This is a genomic window from Thalassospira sp. MCCC 1A01428 (genome assembly GCF_002115825.1).
Lineage (GTDB): Bacteria > Pseudomonadota > Alphaproteobacteria > Rhodospirillales > Thalassospiraceae > Thalassospira.
In genome coordinates, this window is sequence record NZ_JFJZ01000002.1 from 220,991 (window position 1) to 240,550 (window position 19,560).

The following is a 19,560-nucleotide window of genomic DNA, read 5'->3' on the forward strand; positions in this document are numbered from 1 at the left end:
CCTGATGAAACGGGCAGGATTGAAAAAGCGGGATGGGCCGGGCAGCCCTGGATGCGGGTCGCAATTGCAACTGACTTGCGATTGCGACCTTCATACGCCCGGAAGCCGGTCAGGGTCAAGTCTGGAACAAAAAATGTGGCGGCAGATCGATCCGAAGCAGCGGACCCTGGTAAATGGCAAAAGGGTCGCGAAGGCGGTCCTTCGACCGGGGCAGGTTTACCGCAATGGGCATTAAAGCTGACCTCGACCGGGTGCGCGGCAGACGCTAGCTGATCAAGGTCAGTGTATGGCGCAGGTGTCGCGCAGGTTGTGGTTTGGGCGCGAGAGCCGCGTCTTTCGAGGCAAGCAGCGGTATTTTGATTTAATCGGTTTAATTGTAATGGATGATTATGATGCATCTTTATCATTGTATTTGGGTCGAAATGATAAAGTAATTGGCGGATTTGATTTGTTGTATTTATCTTTTTTGGTGTGATGGAACGGCTCTTTGATTGCAATATTGATCGCGGGGTAATATTTGATTTTTCTGAAATACCGATTCGACGACGCAAAAAATGATTAGCCTATTTTAACGTGAAGTTTTGTTTGTATGAAGCTGATCTGGCGTGTGTTTTGCCTAAGGTCAGAAAATGTCAGATTTGAATTACTGTGGTTATCTTTGCCGACTGAAAATATTTATTATTCTTACGCATAAACAGATTTATATACATAAGTCGTTGAAAAATAGTCATTATTCGAAATAATTTATATTCGACTATCCTAAAAAATATATCGTAAGTATAGTTTAATGTTGCGTTAACTATTTCCTGTTGACTGGCTGGGTTTTTTAGGTAGTCAAATTTTACCTTGCTAGTGGATAGTGTTTCCCGATATATACCCTCCGGATAGTAAACTTAAAATCACCGTCAATATATCTTTACGTATATATTTTCGGCGTGTTCGGGGTAGGGAATTATGACGAAACTGTATTTTTCGGCATTAGAGCCGCGCGTTCTGCTGGATGCGGCAGCCGTTGCAACAGTTGCATCAGAAGTTAACCATCACGATCAGGCCGAAACCAGGCATCAAACAGATGCGCAAAAAACGTCGGATACCCAGTCTGATTCCACCTCGCAGTTTGATGCTGTTCTGGCAAGCATTAACCCGGAGACGGCCAGTGGCCGTGTGCTGGTGGTTATTGATAGCCGGGTTGAAGGGGCGCAGGAATTTGCCCAAAGTCTGGAAGGCAAGGCCGATGTCGTGATCGTTGATAGCGATCAGTCGGGGGCCAAGGCCATTGCAGATGCCCTGGCAGCAGGGGCTGATGTATCGGGTTTGCATATTATATCGCACGGGGGCGACGGCAGCTTTGAACTGGGGTCAGATACAGTTAATAGCGCCAGTCTTTCGGGGGAGACCGGGGCCGAAATTTCATCATGGAGCGAACATTTATCGGCGGGAGCCGATATTTTGCTTTATGGCTGTAATATCGCCAAGGACGGCACCGGCAAACAGTTTGTCGATGATCTTGCCAGCCTGACGGGGGCCGATGTTGCCGCGTCTGACGATGTGACGGGCAATGACGACCTGGGCGGTGACTGGGATCTGGAATATGCCACCGGGCAGATTACCTCGGTCCTTCCCGCAGACTCATCCGCCCTGCATTCCATTTCGCAATTGCTTGATGATCCGGTCACACCTGTTTCAGGCCATCAGCCGACCATCACCGTGTCAGATGCGGATGCATCGGTTGAAGCAACCGAAGATACGCCGGTGACCATTGGCGGTGTTTCGGTTGGCGATATCGACCATGATGGCAGCAATGTTGGCGATACCCTGACGGTGACAATCACCGTCACTGATGGATTATCGAACCCTACCGGATCGATTAAACTGACTGGTACTGACGGTCTTTTAGTTACCGGGGATGAAAGCAATACCATTACGCTAACAGGCAAGCAGGATGCGATTAACGCGGCCCTGAACGACATGATCCTGACCCCGTCACAGGACTTTAATGGTAATCTGACCATTCATTTTTCCGTGCATGACGACACATCAACCGACACAGTGACCAAAGACATTTCGGTAGCATTCTCACCGGTTAATGATGCCCCCAATCTGACGCCATCGCCGGTGTCAGTGGATGAAGGCGGCTCTGTTATTATCGGGTCAGATATATTTAACCTCATTGATCCGGAACTGGACGTTAACCAGACTTTTAAACAGACTTCCAGTCAGGAAGTTTTCCAGGTTACGGCACTGCCGACCGAAGGCGTGCTTAAACTTAATGGCAACAACCTGCTGGTGGGCAGTACCTTTTCGCTGCAGGATGTGACCAGTGGCAAGCTGACCTATCAGCATGACGGAACCGATATTGTCGTTGGGACTAATAACACTGATGGTTTTTCTGTTACCGTGAATGACGGTGGCGGTAGCGGCAATGTCGGCCCGTTTGACGTTGACATCAATATCGACCCGGTCAACCAGGCCCCCACCGTGGATGGCAGTCCGACGGTTCATGAAGGCCAGGGAACCGAGGATGTTTATAATTCCCCCGGCACGGTGACGCAGGCGGCCGAGATCGGATCGCTTTTGAACATTTCCGGTGGTGACGCCGATAGCGCCGATGATCTGGCAAAAATGACCATCACCATTTCCGAAGTCGATAATCAGGGGCATGGCACCCTGTTTATCGATACGGATGGCGATGGCATTTTCAATTCCGGCATCGACCAGATTATTACCGGTTCGGTTACGATTTCGGGTGCGGATATTGGCAAGCTGAAATTTGCCCATAATGGCACGGAGCCCGATGGCAACAGCCCCAGCTTTAAAATCACCGTAACCGATGGCGGCGGTGGTGCGGGTGATGCGGCAAAGGCCAGTGTTTCCAAAACCATCACCATTGGCGTGATCGGCAATGATGATAACCCCGAAATTGATACCAACAGCCCGCAAACCGTGGATGCCGGTGTTGTTACTGTATTGTCTTCGGCAAACCTGAAAGTTACCGATATTGACGATACCAGTGGCGGCAAGCAGCTGGTTTACAAGATTACGTCGCTGCCGACCTATGGCGAATTGCGTCTGAATGGCGTGATCCTGAGCGTGGGTGACCGTTTCAGCCAGGACGACCTTGATAACGGCCGGGTGACTTATTTCCAGACGGCAAAGGTTACTGCAGCCGACCGTGTATCGGGTGAAAACTATGTCGCGGATGGCTTCAGCTTTGAAGTTCGCGATTCACAATTGCGGTCCTATAACCAGGCTGGTGCCGAAGGTGGTGTGGTCGACCCGACGACGGGCAACATCAAAACCAACAGCTTCGAGCTGCGCATTAATGGCGACTGGACCGGTGACGGCGGTGAAACCCCCGATGGATTGGTGACCATCAAGGGAACCCCGGTCAATAGCGGCCTGCAGGTAACCGAGGAAGACGGCATTGTTGGGGGTGCGGATACCGGCACCATCACGTCTTCGATGCTGAATTACATTTTACAGGCGACCAGCGGTGGCAATACCTATGACATTGCCTCCAGCGACACGATTTACCGCCTGACCGACCTTCCGACCAATGGCAAGCTGTATCTGAACGGTGTTGAACTGCATGTGTTCGATTCCTTCACCCAGGCCGATATCGATGCCAATAATGTAACCTTTGTGCATGATGGCAGCGAAGACCATCAAAGCAGCTTCGGGTTCTCGCTGTCGGTTGGTGTGAATGAAGTCGTCAAGACAACCTTTTCGCTGCGCGCAACCGCGACAAATGATGCGCCGACCGTTTCGGGCGGCACCGCAACCGTTGCCGAAGGCAGTGCGGTTGGGCTGACCACGTCATCGCTGGGCATGGCGGATGCCGACACATCCAACGAACCCGGTGAACCGGCGGATGCCAATGACGAAGCCCAGGCAGATGATCTGTATATCCAGATCACGACATTGCCGCAAAATGGCACCCTGCAATATCTTAGCAATGGAACCTGGATTGATATTCAGGCGGGTGACTGGATTTCGGCCAAATTGCTGACCGGGGATGCGGCCACAAGCGGCATTCGCTATGTGCAAACGGTTGATGCCGTTGCATCAGACAGCTTTGAATACCGTGTGCGCGACGATTTCAAAGATGACAGCACAACCGATAGCGACAATGTGCGAACAGGTGTTGCCGACCCGGATGCCAACCATGTTTCGGGTAATGGTACGGTTAGTCTGACGATTACATCGGTTGATAACCATGCCCCGTCGATTTCCGGGAACCCGAAAGCCTATGAAGGCCAGGGAAGCGAAAACCTTTATAATAATAATTCCACCAAAACCCAGGCCGCCGATATTGGCAGCCAGATCACCATTGGCGATTTTGATAGCTTTGACGATGCGGCACATTTAAGCGTCGATATCAGCAATTTGAATACGCACGGTGTTGGCACGCTGTTTCTTGATGTTGATGGCGACGGGCATTTCGGCTCTGGCGATACCGAAATTACCGGTAATGTCAGCAGTCTGACGATTGATCAGATCAAAACCCTGAAATTTGCCCATGACGGGTCAGAACCGTCAGACGCGACGGATCCGTCCTTTACCCTGACCGTGACCGATAGCGGCGGCAGCTTTGGCAATGATAAAATCCTGTCGACCAGCAAAAACATCGTTATCGATATTTTGGCCAACGATGACTATTCATCGCTTGATACCAACCAGACTGCCCAGATTGATGCGGGCCAGTCCTTTGTGATTGATACATCCTATCTGAGTGTTTCTGACGTTGATGACACCAGCAATGGTGCCCAGCTGGTTTATGAAGTGACCGATTTGCCAGATCATGGCGAATTGCGTTTGAACGGCGTGCGTCTTGGCCTGGGGGACAGGTTTAGTCAGGCCGATGTTGCGGCAGGCAAGCTGGTTTATGTACAGAATGGCGCTGTAACAGATCCTGATTCCGATCATGATACACAGCCAGGTTCTGCCTTTACCGCCGATAGCTTTAATTTCAAGGTTTACGATTCCCAGCAGCGTGTTTTTAACAATGATGGGGCTGAGGGTGGCGTGGTTGACCCCAACAACAACCATGAAATCGCGACAAATACCTTCAATATCGAAATTCAGGGCGATTTCGCCGGTGATTGGGGCAGCACGGAGCCAAGCAAACCGGCAGTAGTTGCTGATTCGACCAATAACGGCATCGACGTTGTTGAAGGTGATGGTGTTTCGGGTGGTAGTGATGGGGATACCCGTACGCTGACCAAAGACGAGCTGTCCTATCAACTGAAATATACGCAGGACGAATCAGACTATACCGTTCCTGCCAATGCCACGGTATACCGTATCAGCAGCCTTCCGACCAATGGCACCCTGTATGTCGATGGCAAGGCCATTGACAGCCTGTATGATTCCTTCACCCAGGACGATATCGATAATGGCCGGGTGGTTTTTGTTCATGATGGCGGCGAAACCCATCAGGGCAGCTTTGGTTTCACCATTTCGGTCGGAACGTCCGAGCCGATTGTGGGCACATTTGCGCTGCGCGCAACCGCGACCAATGATGCACCAACAGCAACTGGCGGCACATTGGCCGATGTTACCAAGGGAACAACCGTTGGCATTACCACCGGCACATTGGGCATGGCGGATGTTGATGTTGCCAATGAAAGCGGTGAACCGGGTAATAATCCCGAGGCCTCAAAGGACGATCTGTTCTTTAAAGTCACCGACCTGCCCGATGGCGGCACGTTGCAATATAAGGATGGCGGCACCTGGATTGATGTGACGTCAACGGACTGGCTGTCGGCAGGGCTTTTGACAGGCGACACTGCCACCACCAGCCTGCGTTACGTCAATGATGATGGCAGTGTGCTAACGGCGGATAATTTTAAGTTTATCGTCCGTGATGATCTTGATGCCGCTGGTGGTGTCAAACAAACTGTGGCGGATCCGGCCAGTGGCAACGTTTCGGCGGAAAAACAGGTTAGCTGGAACGTTGTTGCTGCGGTAAACCACGCGCCGACGATTGATGGCACGCCAAGCGTTTATGAGGGCCAGGGCACCGAGGATGTTTATAACAATCCCGGTACCAAGACTTCAGCTGCCGATATTGGCGGCCAGATTACCATTGGCGATGTTGATGCCAGCGATAGCGGCAATCTGACCATCGAGATTTCCGATATTAACACGCATGGTCTTGGCACACTGTTCCTTGATGCAAATGGCAATGGACTGGTTGATGACGGCGAAGAAATAACTGCGTCTTCAATGACTTTGACAGTTGATCAGTTAAATTCGCTGAAATTTGCCCATAACGGTACCGAGCCGGATGGCACCAAACCGGAATTCAAGCTGACCGTTACCGATACGGGCGGTGAACCCGGCGTTGGTCATGAACTGACAACGGAAAAAACCATCCAGATTACTGTCGTCGCCAATGATGATCATTCGGTTCTCGACACCAACAAAACCGCCACGGTTCAGGCAGGTGTTTCCACCGTTATTACGCGCACATTGCTTCATGTTTCTGATGTTGACGACACCAGCAGCGGCACGGAACTGCTATACCGTGTTATGTCCTTGCCGAGCTATGGCGAATTGCGCCTGAATGGCAATGTGCTGACCATTGGCAGCACATTTACCCAGGCCGATATCGATGCCGGGCATGTGACTTATGTGCAGACCAAGGCGGTTACGGATTCCGACAGCTCAACCGCGGGCACGGCCTTTACCGGTGACAGCTTTAATTTCCAGGTAACCGATTCCCATAGCCGCGTTTTCAATAATGCCGGTCAGGCGGGCGGTGTTGTCAACGCTGCCGATGGCGAGATTGCGACCAATACCTTCAACTTGCAAATTCAAGGGTCTTATGACCCGGATGCAGCGCCCAGTGGCGACCCGGTAGTGATTGACCAAAGTTCGGTCAATACCGGCATTGAAGTGACCGAAGGCGACGGCGTGCGCGGTGGTACAGATAATGACACAGTCACCATCACCAGCCAGAATCTGTCTTATACCCTAAAGGCGACACAGGGCTCGTCGGAATATACCATTCCGGCCGAAGGCACGGTTTATCGCCTGACCTCGCTGCCGCAAAACGGCACCCTGTATCTGAATGGCAAAGCACTGGGGATTTATGATTCCTTCACCCAGGCCGATATCAATAATGGGCTGTTGCAGTTCACCCATGACGGTGGTGAAACCCATCATGGCAGCTTTAATTTCTCGATCTCGATCGGGACGGGCAAGCTGGCCGATGATCGTGCGCAGGGCACATTTACCATCACCGCTATTCCGGTCAATGATGCACCAACGGCAAGTGGCGGCACGGTGCCAACCATTGGCGAAGGGGCGACGGTTAACATTACCACTGGCACAATGAAGCTGGCTGATGTTGATAACCAGGCCGAGGCCGATGAACCCTATGGTGAGGCTGAACTTGATGACCTGTATTTTCAGGTTGTTGACCTGCCCGATACCGGCACGCTGCAATATAAGGATGCAGGTGGAAACTGGGTCGATGTTCAGGCTGGTGACTGGCTGTCTGCCAGTTTGTTAACGGGCGATAAAAACACGACCGGCCTGCGCTATATCCATGATGGTACGGAACATTTTACCGATAGTTTCCAGTTCCGCGTGCGCGATGACCTGCATAGCAGCGATGGGTTGCGCCAGACGGCAACGGATCCTGCGACCATCAATACCTCCAATAATGCGACGGTCAATTTCACCATTGCCCCGCTTAATGATGCGCCGATTTCCGATGAAGGCCCGGGCTCAACTACCGGAGCAACCGAAAATGGACGGACCACGGTTAACGAAGTGCTGGAAGTTTCCGAAGGTGGCATCGGCACGATTTCGGATAGCTATCTTGTCTCGGTTGACCCCGATAACGCCCCGGAAACCTTGCAGTATCGCATTACGCAAAATGTGACGTCGGGTGTTCTTTATCTTGATGGCAAGCGTTTGGGGGTGGGATCGGTCTTTACCCAGGCCGATATTGACGCGAACCTTTTAACTTACAAGCATGATGGTTCCGAAGTTCGGAACGACAGTTTCCAGTTTATTGTTTCCGATAGCGTCAGCGACCACATCTATACCGGCACTACTGGCACTGAAGGTGATAAGGGGGCATCACGCTTCGATATCCTCGTGCCGGCTGACAAATACGCCAACGATGTGCCCAAAATCACCCGTGCGGAAGCCAGCTATGACGTGTTTGGCACCAACACCTTTAATCTGAACGGCATATTCACCCTGAGCGACCCTGACCTTGTTGTGGTTGACAGCCCGGGTGAAACTGATTTCGTTTCTGTAACGGTTGTTCTGAAAGACAATCTTGGCAATGCGGTTGATCTAAGTGGCGTAGGTTTTACTATCGGTACGCCCGGCGATACCATCACGACACTTACAGATCCTGCAAATGGCACCATTGTTTTTCAGGGTAAACTGGCTGACATGCAAGTCGTGCAAAAAGCACTCGACAGCATTTCGCTGGAACTGCCAGCAAATGACAATAACACAACCTATACGCTGGAAGTTAGCGTGGATGACCGTCTGCGTGATGGTAATGGTGATCTTATCGGAGGGGCTAACGGGTCGGAAAATGCCACGAAAAATCAGGATGGAACAGACATTGATGCAATCAACAACATTGCAACAACATCAATAGAGCTGCGGTCTTCTAGCGTCAACACTCCACCGACAATTGATGTGCCGAATCCTGGGGATGCGCGCGTTACATACGAAGATACGACCAAAACCATTTCCGGTATCCGCATTGACGATACCGATGCCTTTGGCAAAGACGTTAAGGTAACCCTGTCGGTCAGCAATGGCCGTCTTGAATTTTCGGCACCGGGTGATGTGACGATTTCGGGCAATGACAGCGGCACTGTTACGCTGACCGGTTCCGTGGTCGAGATCAACGCGATCATGGATCAGCTGACCTATGCCGGGAATCAGGATTATGTTGGTTCCGATGTTCTGAACATTACGGTTAACGACCTTGGCAATTCCGGTGGTCCGGCTGAAACGGCAACGACCACGGTCAATATTACCGTTAAGTCCGTCAACGATGCGCCGACCATTACCAATGGCACAACGGGTCGCATTGATGTTGTGAATAACAACACCTACACCTTTGGCGATAGCAACAATGGTTTCATCATTGATGACATCGACCTTGATGGCGGTGCGGGTGATGATGCCTTTGTGGTTACGGTTCGTATTCTTGATCCGAATGGCAATCCGGTTTCGGCGGCCTCCTACACCACCGGTTCAAACAATATCGTCATCAGCAGCACGGACAGCAGTGGTGCCGTTACGGTGGATGGTACCTATAACGGTGTTGGTGCTGCCCTGCGCATTTCCGGTTCGGAAGCCGATATCAATAATTACCTGAAGGGGCTTCAGGTTAATTTTGGTGATTTTGGTGAACAGAACCAGACCTATAAGGTCCAGGTTATTGTTGATGACCGTATGCCGGGTGCAAATGGCACGCTTGAAAATACCGATATGGCCAATGGCGGGCCAAACCCGAATCAGGTGCCCTATGAGGAGGCACCAAATATCGATGCCACACCGATTTATCCCTATACGACCGATATTTCGGCATCGAATTTCCAGTATAATGTGGCGGCTGTTACCCGTGACGTGTTCCTGACGGCCTATAACACCCCGGCCAAGGTTACAGGCAATAATTTCAGCGTTGATGAAAGCAACGGCGTCATTAACGTTAATGGCAGCAACGCCAATCTGAGCATCGATGACGTTGATGATCTTGGCGGCACGATGAAAGTTACTTTGACGCTTTCAGAAGGTACGTTTACGCAAATCGGCTCATATATTGCTGACACCACAGCAGGGGCAAAGAGCGTTGATTTTACAGATGCCCGCGATTCAGTGACCTTGTCAGGCTTCACCGAGTCCGAGTTGAACAGCCTGATCAAAAGCATCACTCTGAAAGCACCAGATCAAATGGGTGATTCTGGCAGCAATTCCAACTTCAACGGCGATATCACCCTGACGGTCGAGGTCAATGACCTTGGCAATAGTGGCCTTCGCCCGGATCCGCTGAATGGCGACACCAATGATGCGGCGGCCAACCCCGGTGACTATGATTACGTCGATACCAGCGACGGATCGACGGATGCGGCATTGAAAACAACCCGTACCATCACGATTACGGTCAACCCCACCAATGATGCGCCAACAATCAGTGCTGGCACCACGTCGCACAGTGTCACGGAAAGTAATGTGCTGGGTACCGGTACGCCGGAAACCACCATTCTTGATAATGTCACCATCGGCGATGTTGACCTTGCAACAACGGGCGGGCTTGATGCCAATACCTTTGGTAAAGGCCAGATCGTTGTTTCGCTGACGGGGGCGCAGGCGGGTGAAATTCTTTCCGTTAGTGGATCGCTTGCCGGTATTGACAGTGTTACGGGTGGTACAGGCGGTAGCGCCCTTACGATCAATCTGACCGATACGGCAACCCTGGCCGAAGTGAAGGCTATTGTTGAGGCCATCAAATATCAGTCCACCGGCGATATCGTGACCGGGACGCGCAATATTACGGTTAATCTGTATGACGCGCAGGGCAGCAGCCAGGATGGTAACGTTCAAAGTGGCGGTGATGCCGGTGCATCACGCCTGAGCGCGTCGATTGCTGCCACGGTAATCGTCACCGAACAGAACGACCCGCCCAGCATTTCCGGTTCTCCGTCCATTACGGCCAAGGAAGATATCGATTATGTCTTCCAGGTCAGTGATTTCAACTTCACCCAAACCGGTGGTGAAAGCGCGCTTGATACCGAACTGAATAAAATCACCATCAAATCCCTGCCTGAGGGTAGCAAGGGTAGTCTGTTCTATGATGCTGATGGAGATGGGGTCTTTACCGAGATATTGGATGTGACGGGTGGGCTGGATGTTTCGGCACAGGATATTGCCGATGGTAAGCTGATCTATCGTTCCGACCCTAACCTGAACCAGTCGCAGGCGGATAACAGCTTTTCCTATAGCGTCTGGGATAAAGGGCATGCCAGCGATCCCACCATTCGGGAATCTGCTGATGGCACCATGCAGATCAATGTTGATCAGCAAAACGATGCCCCGGTTCTTACAGCCACCAATAAAACGGCAAGTGCAACCGAAAGTGCTACCAGCGCAACGGGTACTGACCCGGTTCAGATCGTTTCGGGTGTTACGCTTAGCGATTTCGACCTTTCCACAACCGATGGCCTGAGTGTTTTTGGTAAAGGCACGCTGACGGTTGAAATTGTTGGTGCAACGACTGCCACCAAGGAATATCTGACGCTTTCAGGCAGCCTGCCTGCCGGTGTGACGGTGGTTGATTCCCAGGGCAGTCCCATTTCGCTTTCCAGCACGGTTGGCGATAACAAACTGGTCTTCAGCCTGGATGCCGATACCACGGCTGCCGAAGTCCAAAGCCTGATGGAAAGCCTGCGCTATCATACGGAATCGGACGTTCTTGACGGGACACGTACCGTCAAATTCACCATCAATGATGGCAATAACGAACAGACAAACGGCAATACAGCCGGTGGCCCGACCAGCCTTGAAGCAACGCTGAACGCCACTGTTACCATTACCGAAGTCAACGACCCGCCGATTGGTAGTGATAAAACCGTTATCGCAACGGAAGACACTGATTATGTGATCAAGGTTGGTGATTTTGGTTATAGCCAGCCCGGCGATGAAAACGACGCATTCCAGGCGGTGCGGATTGATAGTCTGCCAGCTGGGACGAAAGGTGAGTTGTACCTGAAAGACAGTAATGGTGTTTTTCAGCATGTCGAGGCGAGTGATGTTATTTCTGTAAGCGATATTGCAGCCAAAAAACTGGTTTTCCGTCCTGTAGAGAACGTCAATGGTGATGCAGCAACCAGCTTTACCTTTACCGTTCAGGATGACCGTAACGGGTATGCCGATTCATCGAACACGATGACCGTTGATATCAATCCGGTAAACGATGCGCCGACTGTATCGGGTACGGATACGAATGCGATCATCGACGAATCACCAAATCCGGATGAAGGCACGGCGGCGGTTTATATTACCAGTAATGCCTCGGTCGAGGACCTTGACCTTGCATCAACATCAGGCCTGACGCCCGGTCAGTTTGGTGACGGTTGGCTTGAAGTTTCGATTGGTGGAGCGACCCCTACTGAAACACTGGCTGTTGCAAACAGCGTTTTGACCAATTTGGGCATGAGCCTTGATGGCTCTTCGACTGGTATCAATGGCACAACGCTTCGGATCAACTTTACCGATGCAACGACAACGGCCAATATCCAGACGCTGATCAATGCAATCACCTATCAGAATAGCAGTGACGTTCCGGATGATGGCCAGGTTCGGACGATCACGATTGCATTGCATGACGGTGTCAATGAGCAAAACGGTCATGATGCTGGCAGCGGTGGGTCAAAAAGTGGTTCGTTCGATGTTCATCTGACACTCAATGAACAGAACGATCCACCATCCGGTGCGGATCATACGGTCACGACGGACGAAGATACGAGCTACGCGCTTAAGGAAAGTGACTTCGGCTATTCGCAGCCGGGTGATGAAACCGATGCATTCCAGGCGGTGCGGATTGATAGCCTGCCTGATGCGACGAAAGGTGAGTTGTACCTGAAAGACAGTAATGGTGTTTTTCAGCCTGTTTCGGCGAGTGATGTTATTTCTGTAAGCGATATTAACGCGAACAAGCTGATTTTCCGTCCTGCAGATAACGTCAATGGTGACGCCGCAACCAGCTTTACCTTCTCGGTTCAGGATGATCATGAGGATCAGGATGCCTTTGATCCGACGCCGAACACGATCACGGTCAATATCAATCCGGTAAATGATGCGCCGGGCTTTGGGCTGAATGATGGAGAAATCAAATCTGTTGATGAAAGCACGGACAGTAATAAGGGTGTTCCGCCGACCTCGATCATAAGCGGTGCGAATGTTGGTGATATCGACCTTTCGACGACAGGCGCGCTTGATAGCGATACGTTTGGCGGCGGGAAGATCACGGTGTCGATTGGCAGTGCGGATGCCAGCGAACAGCTGACGATTGACAGCAGTGCGCTGCCCACCGGTGTGACGGCAACCGGGGGTGCCAATGGCACCAACCTTGTCATCACGCTTGATAACGACACAACGATAGCCCAGGTCAATGCGATCCTTGATGCCATTCGTTACAGCACGACTTCGGATACCTTCACTGGTGGCGAACGGACCATCACGACGACGCTGAGCGACGGGAACAATGTGCAGCCGGGTGGTGGCAGTGGCACGGTGGATGCGGGTGGCCCCAATCCGTTAAGCCAGACGCTGATTTCGAAGATCACGGTTGTGGAAAAGAATGACCCACCATCCGGTGCGGATCATACGGTCACGACGGACGAAGATACGAGCTACGCGCTTAAGGAAAGTGACTTCGGCTATTCGCAGCCGGGTGATGAAACCGATGCATTCCAAGCGGTCAAGATTGTAACGGTGCCAGTCAGTGGCAAGTTAACGCTGAATGGCGAAGGTGTATCTGCCGGGCAGGTTGTTTCTCTTGCCGACATTCAGGGCGGCAAGCTGCTTTATGTTCCGGCAGATAACGTCAATGGTGACGCCGCAGCCAGCTTTACCTTTGCGGTACAGGATGATCATGAGGATCAGGATGCCTTTGATCCGACGCCGAACACGATCACGGTCAATATCAATCCGGTAAATGATGCGCCGGGCTTTGGGCTGAATGATGGTGAAATCAAGTCTGTTGATGAAAGCACGGATAGTAATAAGGGTGTTCCGCCGACCTCGATCATAAGTGGTGCGGATGTCGGGGACGTTGACCTTTCGACGACAGGCGCGCTTGATAGCGATACGTTTGGTGGCGGGAAGATCACGGTGTCGATTGGCAGTGCGGATGCCAGCGAACAGCTGACGATTGACAGCAGTGCGCTGCCCACCGGTGTGACGGCAACCGGGGGTGCCAATGGCACCAACCTTGTCATCACGCTTGATAACGACACAACGATAGCCCAGGTCAATGCGATCCTTGATGCCATTCGTTACAGCACGACTTCGGATACCTTCACTGGTGGCGAACGGACCATCACGACGACGCTGAGCGACGGGAACAATGTGCAGCCGGGTGGTGGCAGTGGCACGGTGGATGCGGGTGGCCCCAATCCGTTAAGCCAGACGCTGATTTCGAAGATCACGGTTGTGGAAAAGAATGACCCACCATCCGGTGCGGATCATACGGTCACGACGGACGAAGATACGAGCTACGCGCTTAAGGAAAGTGACTTCGGCTATTCGCAGCCGGGTGATGAAACCGATGCATTCCAGGCGGTGCGGATTGATAGCCTGCCTGATGCGACGAAAGGTGAGTTGTACCTGAAAGACAGTAATGGTGTTTTTCAGCCTGTTTCGGCGAGTGATGTTATTTCTGTAAGCGATATTAACGCGAACAAGCTGATTTTCCGTCCTGCAGATAACGTCAATGGTGACGCCGCAACCAGCTTTACCTTCTCGGTTCAGGATGATCATGAGGATCAGGATGCCTTTGATCCGACGCCGAACACGATCACGGTCAATATCAATCCGGTAAATGATGCGCCGGGCTTTGGGCTGAATGATGGAGAAATCAAATCTGTTGATGAAAGCACGGACAGTAATAAGGGTGTTCCGCCGACCTCGATCATAAGCGGTGCGAATGTTGGTGATATCGACCTTTCGACGACAGGTGCGCTTGATAGCGATACGTTTGGCGGCGGGAAGATCACGGTGTCGATTGGCAGTGCGGATGCCAGCGAACAGCTGACGATTGACAGCAGTGCGCTGCCCACCGGTGTGACGGCAACCGGGGGTGCCAATGGCACCAACCTTGTCATCACGCTTGATAACGACACAACGATAGCCCAGGTCAATGCGATCCTTGATGCCATTCGTTACAGCACGACTTCGGATACCTTCACTGGTGGCGAACGGACCATCACGACGACGCTGAGCGACGGGAACAATGTGCAGCCGGGTGGTGGCAGTGGCACGGTGGATGCGGGTGGCCCCAATCCGTTAAGCCAGACGCTGATTTCGAAGATCACGGTTGTGGAAAAGAATGACCCACCATCCGGTGCGGATCATACGGTCACGACGGACGAAGATACGAGCTACGCGCTTAAGGAAAGTGACTTCGGCTATTCGCAGCCGGGTGATGAAACCGATGCATTCCAGGCGGTGCGGATTGATAGCCTGCCTGATGCGACGAAAGGTGAGTTGTACCTGAAAGACAGTAATGGTGTTTTTCAGCCTGTTTCGGCGAGTGATGTTATTTCTGTAAGCGATATTAACGCGAACAAGCTGATTTTCCGTCCTGCAGATAACGTCAATGGTGACGCCGCAACCAGCTTTACCTTCTCGGTTCAGGATGATCATGGGGATCAGGATGCCTTTGATCCGACGCCGAACACGATCACGGTCAATATCAATCCGGTAAACGATGCGCCGGGCTTTGGGCTGAATGATGGAGAAATCAAATCTGTTGATGAAAGCACGGACAGTAATAAGGGTGTTCCGCCGACCTCGATCATAAGCGGTGCGAATGTTGGTGATATCGACCTTTCGACGACAGGCGCGCTTGATAGCGATACGTTTGGCGGCGGGAAGATCACGGTGTCGATTGGCAGTGCGGATGCCAGCGAACAGCTGACGATTGACAGCAGTGCGCTGCCCACCGGTGTGACGGCAACCGGGGGTGCCAATGGCACCAACCTTGTCATCACGCTTGATAACGACACAACGATAGCCCAGGTCAATGCGATCCTTGATGCCATTCGTTACAGCACGACTTCGGATACCTTCATTGGTGGCGAACGGACCATCACGACGACGCTGAGCGACGGGAACAATGTGCAGCCGGGTGGTGGCAGTGGCACGGTGGATGCGGGTGGCCCCAATCCGTTAAGCCAGACGCTGATTTCGAAGATCACGGTTGTGGAAAAGAATGACCCACCATCCGGTGCGGATCATACGGTCACGACGGACGAAGATACGAGCTACGCGCTTAAGGAAAGTGACTTCGGCTATTCGCAGCCGGGTGATGAAACCGATGCATTCCAGGCGGTGCGGATTGATAGCCTGCCTGATGCGACGAAAGGTGAGTTGTACCTGAAAGACAGTAATGGTGTTTTTCAGCCTGTTTCGGCGAGTGATGTTATTTCTGTAAGCGATATTAACGCGAACAAGCTGATTTTCCGTCCTGCAGATAACGTCAATGGTGACGCCGCAACCAGCTTTACCTTCTCGGTTCAGGATGATCATGAGGATCAGGATGCCTTTGATCCGACGCCGAACACGATCACGGTCAATATCAATCCGGTAAACGATGCGCCGGGCTTTGGGCTGAATGATGGAGAAATCAAATCTGTTGATGAAAGCACGGACAGTAATAAGGGTGTTCCGCCGACCTCGATCATAAGCGGTGCGAATGTTGGTGATATCGACCTTTCGACGACAGGCGCGCTTGATAGCGATACGTTTGGCGGCGGGAAGATCACGGTGTCGATTGGCAGTGCGGATGCCAGCGAACAGCTGACGATTGACAGCAGTGCGCTGCCCACCGGTGTGACGGCAACCGGGGGTGCCAATGGCACCAACCTTGTCATTACGCTCGATAACGACACAACGATAGCCCAGGTCAATGCGATCCTTGATGCCATTCGTTACAGCACGACTTCGGATACCTTCACTGGTGGTGAACGAACCATCACGACGACGCTGAGCGACGGGAACAATGTGCAGCCGGATGGTGGCAGTGGCACGGTGGATGCGGGTGGCCCCAATCCGTTAAGCCAGACGCTGATCTCGAAGATCACGGTTGTGGAAAAGAATGACTTACCCGAAATTTCGGGGAACCCGGCTGTTACAGCGACCGAAGATACCGATTATGCTTTTGCTGTTTCGGATTTCCATTTCAAGCAGTCAGGTGGTGAAAGCACGGTTGATACCGAGCTTAACAAAATCACAATCAAGACCTTGCCCGATAGCAACAAAGGCCAGCTTTTGTTGCAAACCGGGACCGATGGCAATTCAAACCCGATTTATAGCGTCGTTACGGCGGGACAGGAGATTCCGGCAAGTGATATTGCGTCGGGCAAGCTGATTTATCGTTCGGATACTAATCTGAACGGGCCGGAAGCGAAAACCGCATTTACCTACACCGTATGGGACAAGGGCCACGCGAGCAGCAATAATGTTGCGGCAGAATCGGCCGTTGGCACCATGGATATCGATGTTAAAGCGGTAAACGATGCCCCGGTGCTGTCGGGAACCGCAGAATCACCGGCAATGGTTATTAAGAAGGACGGAACCGGCACCACTGGCACGGCCGCACTGGCCACCGGTGTTAGCGTTTCCGATATCGATATTACCACTGACGGCGATGTAAGCAGTTATGGTGGCGGATCAATCACCGTCAGCTTTACGGATGGTTATCAGGCAGGCGACCGGTTGACCCTTAATGGAGGGACGCTGGCCGGTATGACGGGCGTTACCGGTGGTAACGGGTCGGCACTGGTGATTTCGCTGGCGAATGAAGCGACATCTGCCCAGGTCAAGGCGATCATTGAGGCGATCCGTTATGGCAGCGTCGATGCCGATCCAACGGCTGCGAAAACCGACACCACCCGGGCCTTTTCGATTGTTCTGAACGATGGCGATAACAACGCCGACGGGGGAACGATTGATGGCACCAATGATGCCGGTGGGCCGACCAGCCTGAATTCGGCGGCATTGACGGGAACCATTTCTTTCCGTTATCCGCCAACGGCGACGGACGATACCGTTACCGTTTCCAAGCTGTCGACCACGGGTACGGGGAATGTCAAAACCAATGACAATGACCCGGAACATACGCTGGACCCGACCCATGAAGCGGATTTCAGTCTGTCGCAGGTGAATGGCGATAGCGGAAATATTGGCAAGACGCTTACCGGTACCTATGGCACGATTACGATCAATGCGGATGGCAGCTATAGCTATCAGCTTGATACGACCAATCCTGCTGTAGTTCAGCAATTGCCAGGCGATGCTGACCTGACAGAGAGCTTTACCTATGAGATTACCGACAATGACGGGCAAAAAGACACTGCCACGGTTCATATCAAGATTGTTGGTAACAATATTCCACCCGAGGCGACCGATAACAGCAATGCCGTCAAGGTTGGCACCAATGAAACTGCAACCGGCAATGTAATTACGGACAATAACGGGCATGGTGTTGATAGCAACGCCGAAAATGTCAGTCAGAACCTTTCGGTAGTGGGCATTAACGGTGGCAACGGCAATATCGGCACAGCCATTGCGGGGACCTATGGCACAATTCGCGTCAATGCGGATGGTACCTATAGCTATGTTCTAAATTCATCGAACAGTACGGTTAGAAACCTCCCGGTTGGTCAGACCCTGACCGAGACATTTACCTATACATTGTCCGATGGCATCGACACCGATGTTGCGACGGTCAGAATTACGATCAACGCGCCAAATGTGTCAAAGTCGCCAAGCCCGCCGCCACCGCCATTGCCAACCCCGACTGATCCGGGGCCGGGTGAAACACCGGGCACACCTGATCCGGGACCTGGCGGAACCCCCGGGTCGTCAAATGATCCTTATACCCAGGTTGTAAACACGTTTGGTTCGGGCGTTGATTTTCATTCACCGCTAACCAATCCGGTACGGCTTACTCTGGAATTGCAGGATCGCGTGGCAACAGCAACGGGCATTCAGTTGTTCCCGCTGCCGGCAACCGCGTTTCAGCATACGGACCCAACCGAAACCCTGGATATTGATGCGTCCCAGCCTGATGGGTCACCTTTGCCATCGTTTGTGAATTTTAACGCGCAAAACCTGGTGTTTGTGGTGGACGGCGATGCCGCACGTATTGCCGGGGTGAAGAGCCTTGATATCCGCGTGACGGGTCGTGATACCCACGGCAACGAGGCAACGACGACCTTTACCATTTTGTTCACCGACCGAAATGTTGATGCCCCTGGCGAAGGCACAACAGACGGAGAAAAATCGGATGAAGACGGTGGGGACAATGCCACACCAGCAGATGGTGACGGCAATACGCCTGTTGATGACAACGACAAAGCCGATGGCAATTCCAATGCAAACGGTGAAGGGGCGGCACAAGGCGATAATAACGCTGATGGCGCAACAGCGGATGCGCGGGATCAACAGGCGGGACTTGCGGCAAAAGAACGAATGTTGAGCCGTATTGCCGTTGATGCCCAGGCAATGAATTACGGACGGCACGCCATTTTGGCGGAGCGAGAAGCCTTGCTGGCGGATTTTGCGGCCCTGTTTAAGGGCTAGCATCGGGGAAGCAGCAAGCGAAGATTTTGACCGGAAGCCAAGAGGATGGCTTTCGGTGGGACTGGAGTGAAAAACAAGGGGCCGCCAAGGCGACCTTTAGAAGGGGGAATTCCGTAGCACATCGGTAAGCGGCCATTTCGGGATGGCTGCTGGTGTGTTGTGGAACGGGCTTCTTTTAAGGGGGAAAAGAAGCAAATGGTTACGAAA

The 19,560-nt window shown here is 52.3% G+C and carries 1 protein-coding gene; it reads left to right on the plus strand.

Annotated elements, in window-relative coordinates:
• Positions 1 to 954: 954 nt before the first annotated feature.
• The gene (locus THS27_RS02680) at positions 955 to 19,353 is read left to right on the plus strand and encodes a cadherin-like domain-containing protein (RefSeq protein ID WP_085587595.1); all 18,399 of its coding nucleotides are present in this window, start codon (positions 955 to 957) and stop codon (positions 19,351 to 19,353) included.
• Positions 19,354 to 19,560 lie beyond the last annotated feature (207 nt).